Source organism: Desulfovibrio piger ATCC 29098 (assembly GCF_000156375.1).
Classification (GTDB): Bacteria; Desulfobacterota; Desulfovibrionia; order Desulfovibrionales; family Desulfovibrionaceae; genus Desulfovibrio; species Desulfovibrio piger.
Genome location: NZ_DS996355.1, coordinates 297145 through 314681, shown reverse-complemented (window position 1 = coordinate 314681; position 17537 = coordinate 297145). Strand labels below are relative to the sequence as shown.

General features: G+C 43.3%; 15 protein-coding genes. 5 read left to right on the top strand and 10 right to left on the bottom strand.

Annotation, left to right across the window (positions count from 1 at the left end):
• Positions 1-711, top strand: a complete 711-nt coding sequence (locus DESPIG_RS04795) for a lysozyme inhibitor LprI family protein (protein WP_040369282.1) — start codon at positions 1-3, stop codon at positions 709-711.
• Between the two features lie 52 nt (positions 712-763).
• Here DESPIG_RS04795 and DESPIG_RS04790 read toward each other — a convergent pair whose 3' ends face one another.
• A complete protein-coding gene (locus DESPIG_RS04790) occupies positions 764-1270 on the bottom strand; it encodes a MucR family transcriptional regulator (RefSeq protein WP_006005684.1) in 507 nt (168 codons plus the stop codon).
• A gap of 181 nt (positions 1271-1451) precedes the next feature.
• Here DESPIG_RS04790 and DESPIG_RS13175 point away from each other — a divergent pair, with 181 nt between their 5' ends.
• Positions 1452-1694: a DUF4160 domain-containing protein gene (locus DESPIG_RS13175; protein WP_006005682.1), complete on the top strand. Its 243-nt coding sequence runs from the start codon at positions 1452-1454 to the stop codon at positions 1692-1694.
• Positions 1678-1926, top strand: a complete 249-nt coding sequence (locus DESPIG_RS04785) for a DUF2442 domain-containing protein (RefSeq protein WP_006005680.1) — start codon at positions 1678-1680, stop codon at positions 1924-1926. The genes DESPIG_RS13175 and DESPIG_RS04785 overlap by 17 nt, the downstream gene beginning before the upstream one ends.
• Positions 1927-2088: 162 nt before the next feature.
• On the opposite strand, the gene DESPIG_RS04780 is transcribed toward DESPIG_RS04785, so the two are convergent.
• The 5 genes from DESPIG_RS04780 to DESPIG_RS04765 form a co-directional block, all read right to left on the bottom strand.
• Complete coding sequence (locus tag DESPIG_RS04780) at positions 2089-4734, bottom strand: TnsA endonuclease N-terminal domain-containing protein (RefSeq protein ID WP_006005678.1); 2646 nt, start codon at positions 4732-4734, stop codon at positions 2089-2091.
• Positions 4734-6737 (bottom strand): site-specific DNA-methyltransferase, encoded by a 2004-nt coding sequence (locus tag DESPIG_RS04775; protein WP_040369281.1) that lies wholly within the window; start codon positions 6735-6737, stop codon positions 4734-4736. Before DESPIG_RS04775 ends, DESPIG_RS04780 begins: the two co-directional genes overlap by 1 nt.
• Before the next feature lie 14 nt (positions 6738-6751).
• Positions 6752-7261, bottom strand: coding sequence for a hypothetical protein (locus tag DESPIG_RS04770; protein WP_006005674.1), 510 nt, complete (start codon positions 7259-7261; stop codon positions 6752-6754).
• A 254-nt stretch (positions 7262-7515) separates the two neighbouring features.
• Positions 7516-7815 (bottom strand): hypothetical protein, encoded by a 300-nt coding sequence (locus DESPIG_RS13655; RefSeq protein ID WP_147589087.1) that lies wholly within the window; start codon positions 7813-7815, stop codon positions 7516-7518.
• A 105-nt stretch (positions 7816-7920) separates the two neighbouring features.
• Positions 7921-10812 carry an ATP-dependent helicase gene (locus DESPIG_RS04765; RefSeq protein ID WP_006005667.1) on the bottom strand — a complete coding sequence of 964 codons (2892 nt, stop codon included), beginning with the start codon at positions 10810-10812 and terminating at the stop codon, positions 7921-7923.
• A gap of 184 nt (positions 10813-10996) precedes the next feature.
• Here DESPIG_RS04765 and DESPIG_RS13170 point away from each other — a divergent pair, with 184 nt between their 5' ends.
• Complete coding sequence (locus DESPIG_RS13170) at positions 10997-13195, top strand: AAA family ATPase (RefSeq protein ID WP_147589085.1); 2199 nt, start codon at positions 10997-10999, stop codon at positions 13193-13195.
• Positions 13196-13353: 158 nt separating this feature from the next.
• Positions 13354-13926 carry a recombinase family protein gene (locus tag DESPIG_RS04760; protein WP_006005662.1) on the top strand — a complete coding sequence of 191 codons (573 nt, stop codon included), beginning with the start codon at positions 13354-13356 and terminating at the stop codon, positions 13924-13926.
• A 126-nt stretch (positions 13927-14052) separates the two neighbouring features.
• Here DESPIG_RS04760 and DESPIG_RS14230 read toward each other — a convergent pair whose 3' ends face one another.
• From DESPIG_RS14230 to DESPIG_RS13160, 4 genes are all read right to left on the bottom strand, one after another.
• Positions 14053-14334 carry a hypothetical protein gene (locus DESPIG_RS14230; RefSeq protein WP_081446821.1) on the bottom strand — a complete coding sequence of 94 codons (282 nt, stop codon included), beginning with the start codon at positions 14332-14334 and terminating at the stop codon, positions 14053-14055.
• Positions 14331-15821 carry a Y-family DNA polymerase gene (locus tag DESPIG_RS04755; protein WP_040369279.1) on the bottom strand — a complete coding sequence of 497 codons (1491 nt, stop codon included), beginning with the start codon at positions 15819-15821 and terminating at the stop codon, positions 14331-14333. The genes DESPIG_RS14230 and DESPIG_RS04755 overlap by 4 nt, the downstream gene beginning before the upstream one ends.
• Before the next feature lie 387 nt (positions 15822-16208).
• The gene (locus DESPIG_RS13650) at positions 16209-16718 is read right to left on the bottom strand and encodes a hypothetical protein (protein ID WP_147589083.1); all 510 of its coding nucleotides are present in this window, start codon (positions 16716-16718) and stop codon (positions 16209-16211) included.
• Between the two features lie 10 nt (positions 16719-16728).
• Positions 16729-17328 (bottom strand): YagK/YfjJ domain-containing protein, encoded by a 600-nt coding sequence (locus DESPIG_RS13160; protein ID WP_006005653.1) that lies wholly within the window; start codon positions 17326-17328, stop codon positions 16729-16731.
• Between the last annotated feature and the right edge of the window lie 209 nt (positions 17329-17537).

Sequence of the window (17537 nt, the reverse complement as noted above, 5' to 3'; positions counted from 1 at the left end):
ATGAAACATCTATTTGCCATTTTGATTTTCTGTCTTTCGACAACGTTTTTTCCAACAAAATCGCATGCATTAACAGAAAATGAATACAATGATTTATTACAAGTTCCCTACTTCAAACAGGCAGACCAAGAGCTCTCAGCTGTTTGGAAAGAAGTCTATAATAAACTTAGCGGTGCGTATAAAAAACAAATCTTGAATGACCAGCGTCAGTGGTTGAAGTCTGGGCGTGACACTAGCGCGAAAGCCTTGATGGAGGAAGAAGGATTCACCGTAGAGGACGCCTATACCATAGCTGTTTATCTGAGAATAGGAGACTTGTATGTCATTCAACATAACAACTCCCTATCTCCAGACCAGTATGGCAGCGCAAAAGCTGATGGCTATTACTATGACACGATGTATGAAAAAGCAGTCAATTTAATCAAACAGCATAAAAATTCTGACAGTCAAATTTTGGCAATCCAAAGTACACAAGGGGAATATCTTGGTTTCGTGGAGGAAGAAGGCATGATGGTCGGCTTTACCATTCGGAAACCAAGCTATGCACAAGTTTTTATCAGCTGCCCAAAAGAAAAAACTCTTGATTTTTTTGGCTCGCTTTCGGCTGGTGGTAAGGTAGAGGCCACATACCAAATCACCTATGTCGAAGAAGGCCCTGACGGCCCAGAGGTATATCTTTCATGCAAGGCTGGCAGAAGACTGGCAAACTAATCCATCACTAAAAGAGCCCGACTGGTCATCCCAGCCGGGCTCTTTTAGCAACTTATCCTTCCTGCCCCTCTTTCTCCATACGCTTCGCAGCTCTGGCTTCCTGGGCACGTCTGGCATTATCCGTCATCTTTGCGAGATATTCCCGAGCCATGAGTTTTTGCGTCGGCTCATAGCCACAAAGTTTTTTGTAGTCCTCTACGCTGATCTCGTGGTGGGCCAAGTGACGAGCAGTCAAAGTCAGAGCTTGCTTACCGCAAAGGCAACAGGTGATGCTTTTATCCGTAATGGCCGTAGCAGGAGCGAACTTCAGATCCGCCTGCGTATACTGCTTCTTCTGAGGAACAGGCTTCTTCTCGATTTCAGGGATCAATGCCACCTGCTTGACCGGAGCAGCCACAGGCTTAACAGGCGCTACAGGTTCAGCCTGCTCCATGAGCCTTTTTTCGATCTCCATATTGAGACGTTTGGCCTTCTCGTATTCAGCCATGACGTATTCGATGGGTTGATTACCATGTTTTGCAAAAATCGCTGCAAAAATATCCTTATCATCGAGTGCCATTTTTGTCTCCTTCCAAGTAAAATAGAGCTGCCAGCTTTTATATAAAAATTTTAATAAAAATATACTAAGCGCAGACAATTAGCAATGAAAAAAGAAAGCTATCCCCTTGCTTAAATCTCTGAAGAGTAGGCAGTGGACGGCCAGAGAAAAAGTCGGTATCCTTGCAAAAACAGGAGAAAGGATGCCAGTTATTTTAAATATAGGAGCATATCGATTTTTCTTCTATTCGAATGAAGGAAATCCGACAAAAGCTCCGCATATCCATGTAAGAAGCCAGAATGGCGAAGCGAAAATTTCTCTTGTTGAGCCCTATGCTGTGATGCTTAATGCAGGATTTTCAGCACAGGAGCTGCGAAAAATTTGCAAGCTTGTCCAAGAAAAACAAGAGATCCTGAAGGGAGCCTACCATGACTATTTCGCCTAAAACAGTTTGGTTCGATGAGGATTCTATGTGGGTCGGCTTGAATGATGCCAGAGTAATCGGCGTTCCACTGGCCTGGTTTCCTCGTCTGCTTAATGCGACAAAGGCAGAACGGGACAAATATGAGTTAAGTGCTTTCGGGATTCATTGGGACCACTTGAATGAGGATATCTCTGTGGAGGGACTTCTTGCTGGGCAGGGTGATCTCACAAAGACTCCTACCAAAGTAGCTTAAGAATTCGCCAGGAACGACATTAATAAGACACCGGGATGAGGAGTCCTCAGCCCGGTGTCTTGCTTTATTTGTCTTGAAGCACCTTGTAGAGAGTAGTCTTGCTTACCCAAAAATGAGCTGCAACTTTCGTTTTACTACACCTCAGTAATGCGACGCCAACTATTATAGGTTGTGCTTCCACCTTGCCGCTTCAGTATGGGCAACCATATAGTATTTTATCTTGCTGGCCTTTAGCATACTTTCGGCAAAGGATTGCTTTGCCAGGACATCTTGGTCATCCATCTTGTTTTTAGCCTTAACCTCAACCACAAGCCAGTCGCCAGTTTTTGTCAGAATGAGGAAGTCCGGATAATAGCTCCGCACACCATGCGTATCGGGATCGATATAGTTGATGCGAAAATCTGTCTGACCATGAGTCAGCATTCCTGTGAAGTAAACTTCCTGAATGTCATCCTGACGGATGACATTCAGGAAGAAATCCTGTTCTGGGTCAGAGTCAAAACAGTATGTATCAAGATGGAAACTTTTGTCAGTTAGTGTACGACACTGATTATCGGCATTCCATACAGAGAAAAGCTGTGTCTTGTGTGGATCACCGTGTACAGTAAAGAATCCTTTTTCCGGCTCATTGATAAGATCAACGTCTATATGCTCCGGCTTATCGTAGTTTGTCACTTCATACAGAGCTTCAAACAATACAGGGATAACCTTATCATAAAGCAGCTCGTTGAATTGATTGACTTTGGCGACAAGGGCATCCAGACCTTCACGGCTATCCCGAAGCAATGCTTCAATCTTTAACGGAGAGGCACAAAGATACCTGGCGATCTCGGCAACCAGCGTATAGGGGCTCCATGTACGCTGTTCCCTGATGTAGCTGATATCTGTTGTTCTTTGCTGTGTCCCTTTTTTTCCTGGCTGGAGAACAGTTCGCTCCTCGGTGTGAAGGATGCGATAGCGCTCCACGTCCCAGCTATCCAGATTGAAATCAATGGGCTCTCCCAGTTCCTTTTCCTTGCAATCGTACAGGTGGCGAACACGAGTCAGGGAGATTTTTTTCTTCTTTAGGATGCGGACTTCGTATTCCTGACTATCTAGCTTGGAACGCTTCAGATCCTCTACAGTCAGCCGGAAGTTCTGCTGTAGTTCATCGTTAAGGATTTCAGCATTTTCATTGGTCAGATAGACCTGGCCCTCCTCCTGCTGGTCACCAATGGCCCGCAAGCAGCGCATCGATGCCTGAAGCACAAAAACACGAGACTTTGGCTGACGGAACATGGCTACGCCACAAAGAGAGCGACAGTTCCACCCTTCCTTGCCCTTGTTCACTAAAATAAGAAAACGTTTTTCAGATGCTGGACTATCAAGATCATTGAAAGCCCGGATATCATCATTGCTGGTAACTTTAGGGTCGCCAACATTGATAAGCATCTGGGAAGTGGCTATGCCGCGCTTGCTTAGCTCTTCTTCCAGAATGGGCCGTAGGGTTCCTGTAGCGTCCTCGATGCTGGGAGAAAAGAAGACCAGCTTAGGTTGCATGCCTTCGAGCTTGCGCCCGTCGAATTTTGTAAGGAAATCGTCCAACACCGCCCGTACGAATTCTTTGTCACGGGTATTGGAAAATTTATGCAGTAGTAGCGTTTTCAGATAACTGTTATCGATGGCAGCCTTGAGGCTATATGAATAAACAACTTCTGGAAGTACCTCGTTCTTCACATAGGGAGTCCCCGTGAAGTTGTAGCAGGCAACCATCGAACTACCTAACCGTTTGATGCCCTGGGCCAAGGCATTGATGGTGAAGCGCAGAGAAGTTTCCTTCTTGGGGTCGAGCAAATCCTTTTTCAGCGTATCTCCAAAGGCATGGTGAGCTTCATCCACAAATATACCCAATTGAGGAAGATTGCGCAGTTTGAGAAAACGCTGGTTGATGGTCAGATCGGCTTCATCTTCCGGGGAATCAAAACCATACAGGTCTGCGATATCGTCATATACGGACTTCGCATCGGCGCTTTTATTTTCCCCTGTCATCAGGAAAAGCTGTTCCGCACTGCTGGGAGCCTTGCTCTTGCGTTTGAGCAAAATTTTTTGGGTGTTGGAAATAATCAGATTATAATCGGAGTTATTGACGACATTGAGCGTAGCACCTGCTTCATCCAGATATTGCAATTTGAGATTTGCCTGAAGCCAATTGGCATGTTCTAGAGGGAGGACTTTGGCAAAGTCGAAGCTCTCGATTTCACGTAAAGATTGCAGAACAGTCTTGTCTGGTGCAAAAATCAGAGCATTATGGCAATACAACGAATCGTTGGGGAATTTACGGGCAAGAACAAAGTCATAAAAGATACAGGTGGCCATGAGCAGGGTTTTCCCTACTCCCATTGTCAGTGCAAAGATATAGTTGGGGTAGTCCTGGCGAGCTGCCTTCATACGTTTAAAAACGGCAGCATAGGCCTCGTCATTGAAGGTGAGCGACTCATCCAGGACATGCTGTTCTCCCATGCCCAGTACGTCAGATCGTTTTTCAAAGCCATTGCGACGGTTATACCAATCAGCAAAGATATCGTGCACCGGGCGCAGCTTGAGATATTCCTTAAGGAAAATATAGATCTCAAGAGCTTCAAACTGGGGACGCCGCAAAAATTGCCCCACACGAGGCTTGTCCGGGTCATTATAGTCCAGCAAGCTACGTGTCAGTACATGGTAGTGGGCACGAATCAATCCCTTGTTCTCACGGTAGAAACGGAACAGCTCCCGATAAAATGTCGTATCAAGGCCGACAAGGGACTGAGACTTCCTGCCTCTGGCCATTACTCTCCCTCCAGCGTCATTTCCAGACTCTCAGACAGCAAATCCGTAATCTTGACCCGTATGATGCCGTAATCTTCCGGAACAACATAACGCCCCTGAACAAGCTCATTCTTGCTAGGATTGTCGTAAACAGCAGGTTGCAGTACGTCACCATTATAATTCCAGTCGATAGCAATAGTTTCCACAAGCTGCCTCCAGTCTTCCACATTCTCGTCGAGGATAGAGAGCTTTTGCAGGAGATTGCGGGGATAGAACTGACGGATGACCAGCTCGCCCTTTTCTACAACAATGTCCGCCTCTGAATCATATTTGAACGTCAGATCGTTACGGTCGCGCAAAATATCCACGACCTTAACATCTATCCGGTACTGGCTACCGATATCCATTTTGAGACTGGCGGTCAGATCCGGCTCATGCCCCATGCATACCAGCATGATGCGCTCCGCCGGACTGCCCGGAGAGAGTTCCATCTGCCGGTCCAGTTCCCGATAATTGATACCGTTAAGCAAAGGATTGAGATCAGCTCGGGTGGCAATACGATTGACCGGCATAATTTTGACCTTATAGCCATCCTTCATACCATCAAATACGTCAGTGGATTCCAGCGGGTCGATCTCCAACGCCTGAAGTAGCAGCTCTCGAGCTTGCACCGGATTACGGAATACGTCGTAGTTGTTGACGTTGTAGACCTCAAAATTCAGATACAGCTTGCTGCCATCATCCAGCAGGGAATGCTGGGCCTGCTTTTTCTCGGCGATGATGCCGTTCAAGCGTTTTGTGGTCGTCTGAATGGCTCCTAGGTTGATGTCAGCCCCGATGAAACGCCGTCCCAGTTTCATGGCCACAGCCTGCGTAGTGCCGGAACCCATAAAGCAGTCGAATACTATAGAGCCAGGGTTGGAAGAGGATTTTATAATACGCTCAAGAAGAGCTTCTGGCTTTTGAGTAGGATAGCTTGCAGACTCTAAAGCATTACTAGATAGAGCAGAAAAATCATTCCATATGGATTGAATTTCAACACCTGGTAAATCATCGATATATTGTATGGCGTTTGGTCTTCCTTCTCCATTTTTTGCCCATACAATCCTATTAGACTGATATAACTCTTCAAGCGCACTGAGAGTAGATTTTTTTGAGTCTGCGGAAAGATATTTATCTAAAAAACTTGGAATTGCCCAATGTCTACCTTTACCAATCAATGAAGGATTCACCCCTCGCCACTCTTTTCCTGATTCACCTAAACGTAAACCTGGTGCTGTCAAAGGAGTTTCTCTGAACAATCTATTATTGTTATCACTTTTAAAATTAGCCCTTATATATTCTTCTGAATACTCTGTATATTGCTGATTCCATATAAAGTTTTTACTTTTTGTATAAAAAAGTATAGTATCATGAATGTGATTATAAGAAGCTGTCCCAGCTCTCGAAGTCGTTCTTTTCCATACAATCTCATTTTGGAAAAAATTTTTTCCTAATATTTCATCAGATATGCATTTTATATAATGAGACCTTTTATAATCGCAATGTATATATATTGAACCATTATCTGAAATAAGTTCTTTCAACAATATCAATCTTTCATAAACAAACTGAAGATATTCATCATTAGACCATATATCAGTATACTGCTTTTCTTCAAAACTTGTACTGTCAGAGTTTGCAGTTTTGCCATGTAAAGTAATCGTCTTTTTATAATCAGCCTTTGAATCAAAAGGTGGATCAATATATACTAAATCAACCTTTCCACGGAACTCCTTGAGTAGGTGACTCATGACCTGCAAATTGTCACCCCAGTAGATGCGGTTCATCCAGCCATCCACAGGATCCCCATAGCGTTCCTTCAACTGGGCCGGATAGTAATGCGTAGACGTGAAGGGATGCTTCCCTGTCCAGCGTAGCTCAGGAAAGCCTTTGATAGGCTCTGGCTGCGGGAGAGAAAAGGTCATATCTTCTACTTTCTCTTCCTTCGTGGGGGAAGTGCCGGGGAGGTTGTGCTGGGACATGGAAATTCCTTTCCTTATTTGATAATGCCAGAAAGCAGTCCACCAATAATCGTGTTCAGAAGCGGATTTTCAGTAACTTGTTGCAACAAACCCTTTGCTTTTTTCTTTTCAGCGTCAGAGACTTGAGAATTGTCAATCATACTTTCAATAGTTAAAAGATAATTTGCAAAGTTCTGAGTATTTCCATCTCCAATTTGCGTAGGGCCATTAATCGTTAATTGTCCTATATTCATACCAAACCCTCCTTGTTGCTTTTTCTTTGATAAGGCTTGCTCCTGCCCCTGCTGTGTGAGTGCAATATCATCAAAGCCTAGGCTAAGCGTTTTTTTGGCAATCAACTTTCTTGTCATACATCGGTTAAGGAGAGAACAAAAATATTCATACTCAAATCCGAGCGTAAGAATAATTTCATTTTCTCGATCGTCAAAGTTGAAATAGGGGAAATCGATAGGATATCCCTCCTGTTCCAATACTTCATTCATAGCTTCAAGCAATTTCTGTATATCTTGCTCTATCTGAGACATGCTCTAGTCTCCCATTGTAAAATCCTGTACGGCTAATTCTCTATTTTCCATGCAGTCCACACGTCACTGGGCGACATTCAGACTGCGAAGGCGCGCAACACAGCGATTCAGGCTGGGAGAACGCCGCATGGCAGCCTCAATATCCCAGCCTTCATTAATAAATTTTTCCATTTTTGACAGGTAGAGCGTGCTGCCTGCCAGTTGCGGAAATCAGATCCGCCTTGATGCCCTTTTGCGGAGAACGGCGCACCAATTCAGCAATATGCTTTTTGGGGTCCGGCAATATATCCGGCTGAGATGAAATTTTGTCCGCCCGTACTCCAAGCAGTCTGGCAAAATTCTTGTGATCCGCCAGCAACCGGACAAGGGCTCTTGCTATCCATGAAGTCCGTCAGGACAAGCACGGCTGTTTCGTTATCTGCAAGACAGGCATAGGTTGTGGCCGCTTTCCCGATGTTGCCGAATCCTTTTACCGGATAAACCATTCCCACGCCATCCTCCACAACGTCGCTCATAAACCGAAAGGCATCAAGAAAAGGATTTCCCGGCAGCATTGACGCCCACCAAAAACATATGGGAATGCAGCGCTACATCCACATCCTGAAAAATTTTTCCAGTTCTTGAGCTGAATTTTTGTTACCCGCATAGACAGTCCTGTTTCATTCGCACCTATCGCAAAATGATTGCAAATCGCATTCCTTGCATAATTTAGCAGGCCTCTCCTGTACGGCAAATTCCCTGCGCTCCATGCAGCCCACCACCGCATCCACGGCAGCAATGGTTTTATCTACAGACGTGCCATCATAGGGGAAACGGTAAGTAGGCACACCGGATTCTTCGCCTGTATAGTAGAGGTTCATGGCGCTGACCTCAAGCCCTTGGCGCTGCTCTACAAGGTATGCATAAATTTCCAACTGGCGCCGGTAGCGTTCCAAGAGGTGACGTTCAGCGTACTGGTTGGGTTTGGGCGTTGCTTTAAAATCCACGATCTCCACGGTATTTCCCTTGCCCTGAATAAGGTCGATTTTCCCTGTCAAAATGTATTCGTCCCGGATAAGGGATACGTCTACTTCCGTTCCGCGAATATCATCCCAGCGCCCCTGCTTGCGCTCAACATAGCGCAGTACATGTCCAAGGGCTACCTCCCGAATTTGCGGAGCCAAATAGACGCGCTCCTTCTGGCTCAGGTTGGCATAGTTCACGTCGAACCAGAGGCGGATATTGTCTTCTGTCACGGTTTCCGACTGTTCACGCAGTACTGCCTTATGGATATCCTCGATAGTTTGATGCACAAGCTGACCAAACAACATGGGACCTTCCCGCACAGGACTGAAGTCCCAGTATTTGAAAAACTGGTACTGTCGGGGACAGCCTTCATAGATGAGGATATGAGAGGTATAGGAATAATGTCCCTTGATGCCCCCAGGGCGAACGGTATCCACTTTCAGCTTCGAGAAATCAGCCTCTCTCCAAGAAGGAAGATTCGCATAGAAAGCATGGAAAGGATGAGAAGGTATTTTAAATTTTCCCCTTGCGGTGAGTTCTTCCTGGCAACTTAGAATCAGCAGATTCTTTGCACGAGAGAATGCGGTATAGTACAGACGCTTAAAATCAAATTCTTTAATCCGTTCCAACGGCTCAAAGGCTGGGCGCTCATAGTGCCTAGCCTCCAAAAGTTCGTCCAGATCTGTATGCTGCTTACGAGGAACAGCATGAAGAGAGCCGACAACAGTAATTGGAAACTCAAGCCCCTTTGCCTGATGTATCGTCATAAAGGAAACGGCTCCCTGAGGAGTGCTGTCCCCCGGGTCTTCAAACTCTGTTATACCGCCATCTACGATATAACGAAGGTAGTGATTGAAAAAATCCCCGATATTCTTTTCCAGATAGGCAGGATGCAAGACTTGAATATGATGCAGATATTCAAATTTTACAATAAGTTGTGAAAATATAGCCAAATTTCTTGCCGGGCGTTCATCTCTGGAGGACGTACCAAGTTCCAGGTAGTCTGAAAATAGCGGGAACTGAATCAGCTGATAAAACAGGCTAGAAAAACCCCAGTCCAGAGGCGTATTGCGAATGCGCATCCCTTGAACTTCCCGCACAAGACGTACACACCAGTCTTTTAATTCCTTGTTGTCTGGCTGGCGTAGCTTTTCCGCAAACAGAAGAAGGCAGGTATCATAAAAATCCCAGATTGCCAGAGCTCCAAAGTTCTTCTGCCACTGCTCACGTATGTCCCTGAAAACAGGAAAAAGGAAAAGCAGCGCCCCTATCATGAGACGGACCTCTTCCCTCTCAAAGTACAAATCAGAGCGAGGCGCATAGATCGGGATACCATGTTCTTCCAGATAGCTTGCCAGCGCCTTTGCCTTATCCCAGCGCACAGAGCGGAAGAGGAATGCCACCTGGTTCCAGTCTGTCAGATGCCGCTCCTTCATCTTTTTCAGAAACTCCAACACCTCTTCATGCCAGTTTTCCGTACTAGCACTGCCGGAAAGGCGCAGCACAGGCGTTTTCAGCGAGATCTTGCCCTCTGGAGGGCTAATCCGCTTGGGATGACGAAATACCGTACCACCATCTCCTTGCCAGGAGAAACCGTCCACACTACCGCTCATCCAGTCATTGTAAAAGGTGATGATACCCGGATCGGAGCGGTAATTGACCGTTAGCGTATACACAGCACAGCGGCCTTTAGGGAAACGCCGGGGAAATTCCAAAATATTGCGAATTGTTGCCCCTCGGAAGCGGTAAAGCCCTTGGTCATCATCGCCTACAACACAAATATTCTGCTTGTCGTCCAGCAATGTAAACAGCAGCCGCTCCTGAATGGTATTTGTATCCTGATATTCGTCCACCATCACATAACGGATCTTTTCCCTCAATGAAGTAAGTACCCTGGGATTGTTCTTCAGGAGCTTAAGCGCCTCAAGCTGAATAACGGAAAAATCCAGCAGGTTTTCCTTCTCCAACAGCGATAGATACAGGGCATACCATTTGCCGAGCGCCTGTATGACCTCGTCTGGGTCTGCTTGCAGCGCATCGGCAGAAAGCACTTCCTCTGAAAGTTTGTTCATCCAGCCACACAGCAGCGTCGCCCTTTTCCAGCGGCCGACATTCACATTCCCCCTAACAAGCAGCGACAGAGGAGCCAGCTCCTCAAACTGGCGTAAATGCTGGAAGAAAAAATAACTTTGATCGAACTGATCCATCAAAGTGAAATTCTTTCTCAACCTAGTGAACTCTCTGTGCTCTTCAAGTAAACGTAGGCAAATGGAATGCAGTGTACCGACGTACATTTCATCTACGTTGGCCTGAACGCCTTCCTGCATCAGACGACGAGCAATGCGTGAAGTAAGCTCATTGGCGGCTTTTTCAGTGAACGTCGCTACCAATAATTGCTCCGGCTGAATCCCCTTATGCGCCACAAGATGCACTATCCGCTCAACGAGGGTGAACGTTTTGCCTGCTCCAGGTCCGGCAATAACTAAAACCGGGCCTTCATCATGATTGATGACAGCTTGCTGCTGTTGAGTTGGCTGGAAGTCCATTTCTCCCTCCCATCAAAAATTGTCATATCTTACTGAGTGTTATATGCTGAATTTCAATTCTTCCCTCAATATTAGCAGTGGAATATAGTTAAAGCAATCCCATCAAGGTAGCTCCTTGGTGGGATTGACTTTTTTATACAATCGAGAATATTTACTATTTTTATGATATTTGATATGTAATAAATTGAAAGCCAAAAATAACCAACTTAAAACAAGTGAATTGACTATGCCAAACTTTCCTACATTGTTTTCCTCTGACATGATTCCTTTCTTAAAAGATATTTATACAGACACGCACAGGTATTTACATTTTAATATATACGATAATCTTAATATACGCTGTTTAAATTATATAGAATTTTATATTGACGTTCAAAACATAACTGCGGAACTTATTAATAAAAGGCAAAAAATTTGTGCCGAATTCGTATCTAATCCAATACAACTAATAAAGTCAATTACTCAAGAAGAATACATTCCCGAAAGTGCAAATAAAATTCAAATTAAGAATTATGAAATTTATATCAAGGAAAGCAAGTTTTCTTTTTTTGGAAACACACCAAATATTGGTTTCTGGATAGAAAAATTACAGACACCCTGCATATTCAATCAGAAAATATTTGGCTTTGATATTATTTCTCTTTATGCACAACTAAATTTAAAAAACTATAGTATGGCTATACAAGAATTATACGATCATATTAGCGCACATAAAAAAATCGAATCAGATACACATAGACCAAAGCCTTTTTATGTTCAAGAAAACAACCCAATCTCTATATACAAAAATACGATTGAGGATAGATTTTATTTTCATTTTCCCAGCATACATGAACGTTTATTTAACCATTATGGTAAATACATCGGTGATTTTTACGGAATTAGAACCTATAACAATGAATTTACATCCGCATATATTACGCTCTGGCGACATCACAACAGTCAAATATATTTAAAAATCCCCGTCCCCCCAGATCTTCCTCTTATTACATATCCCGCAGCAGAAGCCGCTAGTTTACAAAACAAAGATAGCATTTTAATTATAGATAGCAGTAATAATACTAATATCCAGTATCTCTTCGAAAATGAAAATCCTGATCCGAGCCAGAGAGATCATGCTGTGGCCCTATTGTATGGTGGGATAAATAACATTCCAGATGATGCAAAAGATATAGAAAATAAAAAAGTAATTTTTCTGTTTGACAGTAGCTTTAAATATTCACAGGTTTTAGAGGCATCAAAAAAACTAAAAAGGCTTCATCTCTCATGCCAGTTTATTGACATTAGGCCTGAAACTATAATGCCGACTATTTACTCAATGGATACTCTTCTACGAGAACTGGAAAAAAGTAAGTCAATTTCTCTACCTACAACACAAAACATGATAGCCTCTCCCAATGATACAATACCAGGTTCCACAAGAAAGACAGTTCCCCTGCTCAAACCAATCATTGATAGCTGTAGTATTACTTGGCTCTATGCAAAAGAAAAATCAGGAAAAACTATTTTAGCATTAACAATTGCACAAGCAATTGGTATTGGCCATAGAGCTATTGGCCCGTGGAAATCTTGCGATCCACAAAATGTTCTTTATATTGACGGGGAAATGGCTGGACAAAAAATAGAGGAAACTATAGCAAAAATTATACGCGCTCATGATACTACTGGTCATGAGAAAAGAAGTTTTTCTGTATACCCATTTATAGAAGAAAATACTAAATTTTCGACGATTCTAGATGAAGAATGGCAAGAAAAATATATTCAGCAACTAAAAAAATTTAAACTAATTATAATTGATAATTTTTACAGTCTAATCGCTGCACATGATCCAATTAATTTTATCAAGTGGATGAGAGAATTGACGAAAGAAGGAATCTCTTTTCTTGTGGTAGACCACACAAATAGTGAAGGAGAGCTACAGGGGAGTTCCAAAAAAAGAATGGCAATGGACTTAGGAATAAAATTAGAGGTACTCAGTAAAAATGAGATACTTGTCGAGTATGTCCTCGATAGACATAATAAAGGACATCATGAGGATTTTATTTTTATAAAAAAATTTACAGATTCCTCTATGGAATTTATCGAGAAGTCAGCTACTGATATTTGTACGAATGAAACAGAGAAAGATATCCTGCTAGCAGCAATTGTTATTTGTAAAAAGAACAAAAGAAAAAATAATGAGACAGCAAAAATACTTGGAATAAGCGAATCAAAAATATCAAAAGATTTAAAGGCACTAGGCTACAATTGCGACCTCAAAAGCCTGCAAAATATTAATGACAAGATTAAAGAACGAAGAAAATCAATCGAATTTATCCTGACAAAATATGATAATGACGAGGAAAGAATCCTGCAAGCCTATAAAAGCATAGCGAGTAGGTAGGGGATTTTTGTGGTTAGTGAGTCTGTGTATTTTTAAACTGTACCCCAAATGGACACCAACAAATGGATGGAAAGATGTCCATTTAGAGCCCATATTCCATTTAATTGACAAATACGTTTAGTCTCTATAACCTTATTTGAACAATTTGGAGGCTAAGCATGGAAGGAAAGCAGATCGGCTACATCCGTGTCAGCAGCACAGATCAGAACACAGCCCGGCAACTCGATGGTTTTCACTTGGACAAGGTCTTCACCGACAAATGCAGTGGAAAGGATGCTTCCAGGCCACAGCTGGTTGCTTGCCTGGACTACCTCCGTGATGGGGATATGCTGCATGTGCACAGCATCGACAGACTCGCTCGCAATCTTCAGGACCTTTTGCGGATCATCGAGAGCTTGAACCAACGGGATGTTTCTGTCTCCTTCCACAAGGAAGGACTCACCTTTTCAGCAGGCAAAGCGGAAGACCCCTTTCAGAAGCTCCAGCTCCAAATCATCGGCGCAGTCGCCCAGTTTGAACGAGCCATGATCCGGGAACGGCAGCGAGAAGGAATTGCCATTGCCAAAGCCGCAGGGAAGTACAAAGGACGCAAGCCATCCTTCACACCAGAGCAGGCAGAACTCGCTCGCAAGATGGTCGCTGATGGGCAGCGCAAAACGGAAGTCGCAGCTCATTTTGGGGTGAGCAGAACTACCCTTTACAAGGCCTTGCAGCACGTTGAGAGGCATTAGGTCCCACTCTCCTCCCTCAATTTGCCCTTGTAGACTGCCCACTAAACAGGCATCCTGGGATCTAGGGAAATATGGAAATTATTCCAACAACACACTTAAATATAATGATATTTTTTGAATTTCCCATCAATTTCCTAGAAAATTTTCTTTCCCAAAGTCCACATCATCCGCCCTTAGCGAAGTCCTCCCAGCAGAAGCATATCGACGACATGGCTCTCCCCCACGATCTATCGGTTCCTCTTGGCTGGAGAGCGCTTCTACCAGATAGGCTGTCTCTCGAATGGCTTCCTCGTGCCCTGTCAAGGCAGCAAAGGGAGAGAACTGGGCAGCTCTGTTGGCTCTGGGCATACGGGGATACTTGGACTCAGGGCGTGGCAGATTGATGATATCATCGTACTTGTTGCTCATGCCTTGTGCCCTCCTATCTGCTGGTTGCGTTCCCTGGTCGTAGCTCCTTCTTCCAGATTCATGCCCTTCAGCAGGGCATTTTTGCCATAGCGTTCACGGATTTTCAGGATAGCCTCCTGTCTCTTGCGTTCTCTTTGGAGCTGTCCCTGTTCCTGCTCTTCCCGCTTCTGCTTCGCAGCATAATCGGTGAACAAATCGAGTTGTCTGGGCTTTTTGTCTATCTGGCTTTCATGCAAGACATGGGCTGCTACCAGGTTGATACGCCTGACCAGCAACTTTTGATCCACAATGCGATCAAAAAGCTCCAGCACAGCATGTGTCATCCGTCTGCTGGAAGATGTGAACTGGCCTAGATTGACCGTACCATGTGCATGCTGAGGAAGCTGTCGTCCATAGCTGTCCGTAATCACCAGACCGGTATAACCACGCTCAGGGGACAGACTCTCGATATCATATCCCACCGTCAGTACCAGCTGATCCGTTACCAAACGCTTGCCCACCAGATCCAGAGCAAGCGAGTCCACCATTTCCTTGACCACCAGACGAGCTTTTTCCACCTCATAGGGAGAGTGCAGCACCTGTCCTGAACCTATGCTCCTGGAAGATGGCTGGTATGCCTTGATATCTGCCATCGTACACGGTTCATAACCCCAGGCATGATCTATCAGCAGCTCTGCATTCACCCCAAACAGACGAAAAAGTAAATCTTCGCTATGGATGGAATAGCGGGCAATATCTCCCATCGTTTTGATGCCGTACTTTTCCAGCTTCTGGACATATCCTCTGCCAACTCTCCAGAAATCCCTCAAGGGGGTGTGATGCCACAACTGCTGACGATACGACATCTCATCCAGACAGGCTATACGCACACCATCCTCATCTGCTGCTACTTTTTTTGCCATGATATCCATAGCCACTTTTGCCAGATAGAGATTTGTGCCTATACCTGCTGTAGCTGTGATACCAGTGCTGCGTAGCACATCAAGAATGACGGTCTTAGTGAGTTCATGTACGGATGTACGATAATTTTTCAAATAGGAAGTAGCATCGATAAAGACCTCATCGATGGAATAAACGTGGATATCATCAGGAGAGAAATACTTCAGGTATACGCTGTAAACTCTGGTACTGTACTCGATATAGAGAGCCATACGAGGCACAGCTGCCAGATAACTTATGGCTAGGGAAGGATCAGCAGCTAGCTCAAGAGCATCTGAGGATTCTCCCGTGAATCTCCTCCGTGGAGCTTTCTGTCTGCGCAATGCATTGGCTGCATGTACTTTCTGGATGACCTCAAAATAGCGTGCTCTACCCGGAATGCCATGAGCTTTCAATGAGGGAGAAACTGCCAGGCAAATGGTCTTCTCTGTTCTGCTGGGATCAGCTACCACCAGGTGAGTAGTCAATGGATCAAGACCACGCTCCATGCATTCCACAGAGGCGTAAAAAGACTTGAGATCGATGGCTATATAACTGCGTGCTGGCATATGAATCATGCTGCTCTATCTGTGCCTAGTAGTTCTTCGAGAAATTTCACCTATCATCTTAATATTTTTACTAGTCAACGGCAAAACTATAGCAAGAGCAAGAATGGGTTCCAAGGTGATAAAACATATCAATTTGATAAAGCATTCGTCAAGGAAATCTGATGATGTTTTTCTCTGACGATATAAAGACAAATAATATGAAAATATATTATACAGATGAATCCTCTTGCAAGGATAAAATTGATCTTATACAGATATTTTTCTCCACGCAATACTATGATGATAAAACTCAACAAAAATACGCTCTATCATTTTTGATGAATTTTACAGGGAAGGAGATAACCTATGAAAAGATCATCTCCTTCCCCTTTTTATACTATCAAACCTTTATGATCTTTTTAAATGCTTGATCATCTCGTTTGCCTCAGCACCTGTCATATTACTACTACCGTGGCTAAACATATCCATACACAACTGATCTATATGTATACGCTTTCTATCAGCCAACTGCTTTATAAAATCTTTCTGTTTCTCACTAGCCAGTTTGCTTCCACCTCCATGTTTATGCTGAGAAGGTGGCAACGCTGTTGTACTGGAATTGCTATTAACTGGATATGTAGAATCTTTCTGAGCCGTAGATACTGATGGATGATATGCTGCTTGAGACGACATGAAATTCATCTGATCTTGAATCTTTGCCTGAGCATCATTTCTAGCAGCATTGATAATATCGACTGTGTTGTAAGAATTCACTGTAGCCTGATTTGCACTACCAAAGTTGGATACTGTCATCGTACCATCACAGAGAGATACAGATACGATAGCAGTATGCTCATTTTCAGAATTTGGTGACTGCTGCACTGAAAAACTATAAGATTTTTTGTTTTGAGTATCCATGATAATCCCCTTAATTATTATCAGAATCATGAGAATCTATGTTTTTATTTTTAGGTAAACGTGACATACCAAAGTTTCTCTGTCCATCATGAATAGAACCTTTGGTATATGCTTTTGCTAAATATAAAGCCTGCTGTTTCACCTCATCTAATCTTGAATCAAATTTTTCAATATCAGATGTCCTGGTAATCATTTTTCCATTATAATCCCTATTGGATTTATTCGTGCAGTAGTCTATCAATCCTTTTGACTCTCTATCTATATCTAGAGTAGAATTCCAAATTGTCTCAACACTCTTAAAGACATGGTTATAAGTCTTAACTCTAGTACCGTCTAACAAGAACAAGCAATGGTAGTGAGGATGATCACTTTTGTTTTGTTCACGAACCCAAATATAATACGGATCACATTTACGACGTTTATACTTTTTGACCATATGTGCCATGCAATCAGATATATTTTTTGATGAGGTATCTCCAATATAATCTTGAGGATATCTAACATCAAACCTGATGGATAATGTTTTACGATGACTACCTGTATAGAAGTCTAACAACTCATTGACACTATTTTTGATATTATCCAGATACTGTACGTTTTTGTTTTTCATGTTTTCACCTCATATTTAGACAAAGAACATAAAACAATAATGAGCCAATACTCTGCAAATATGCTGATGACATGTTTGCAGTGTATTGGATAAATATACTTTCACATTCCATATTGTTTTTTTGTTAAATCAATTACTTTTCTATATTCAACATTCAATCAGCATATTTAGTTGTCGTTTTAATGTTTAAACAATTACTAACTATTTCC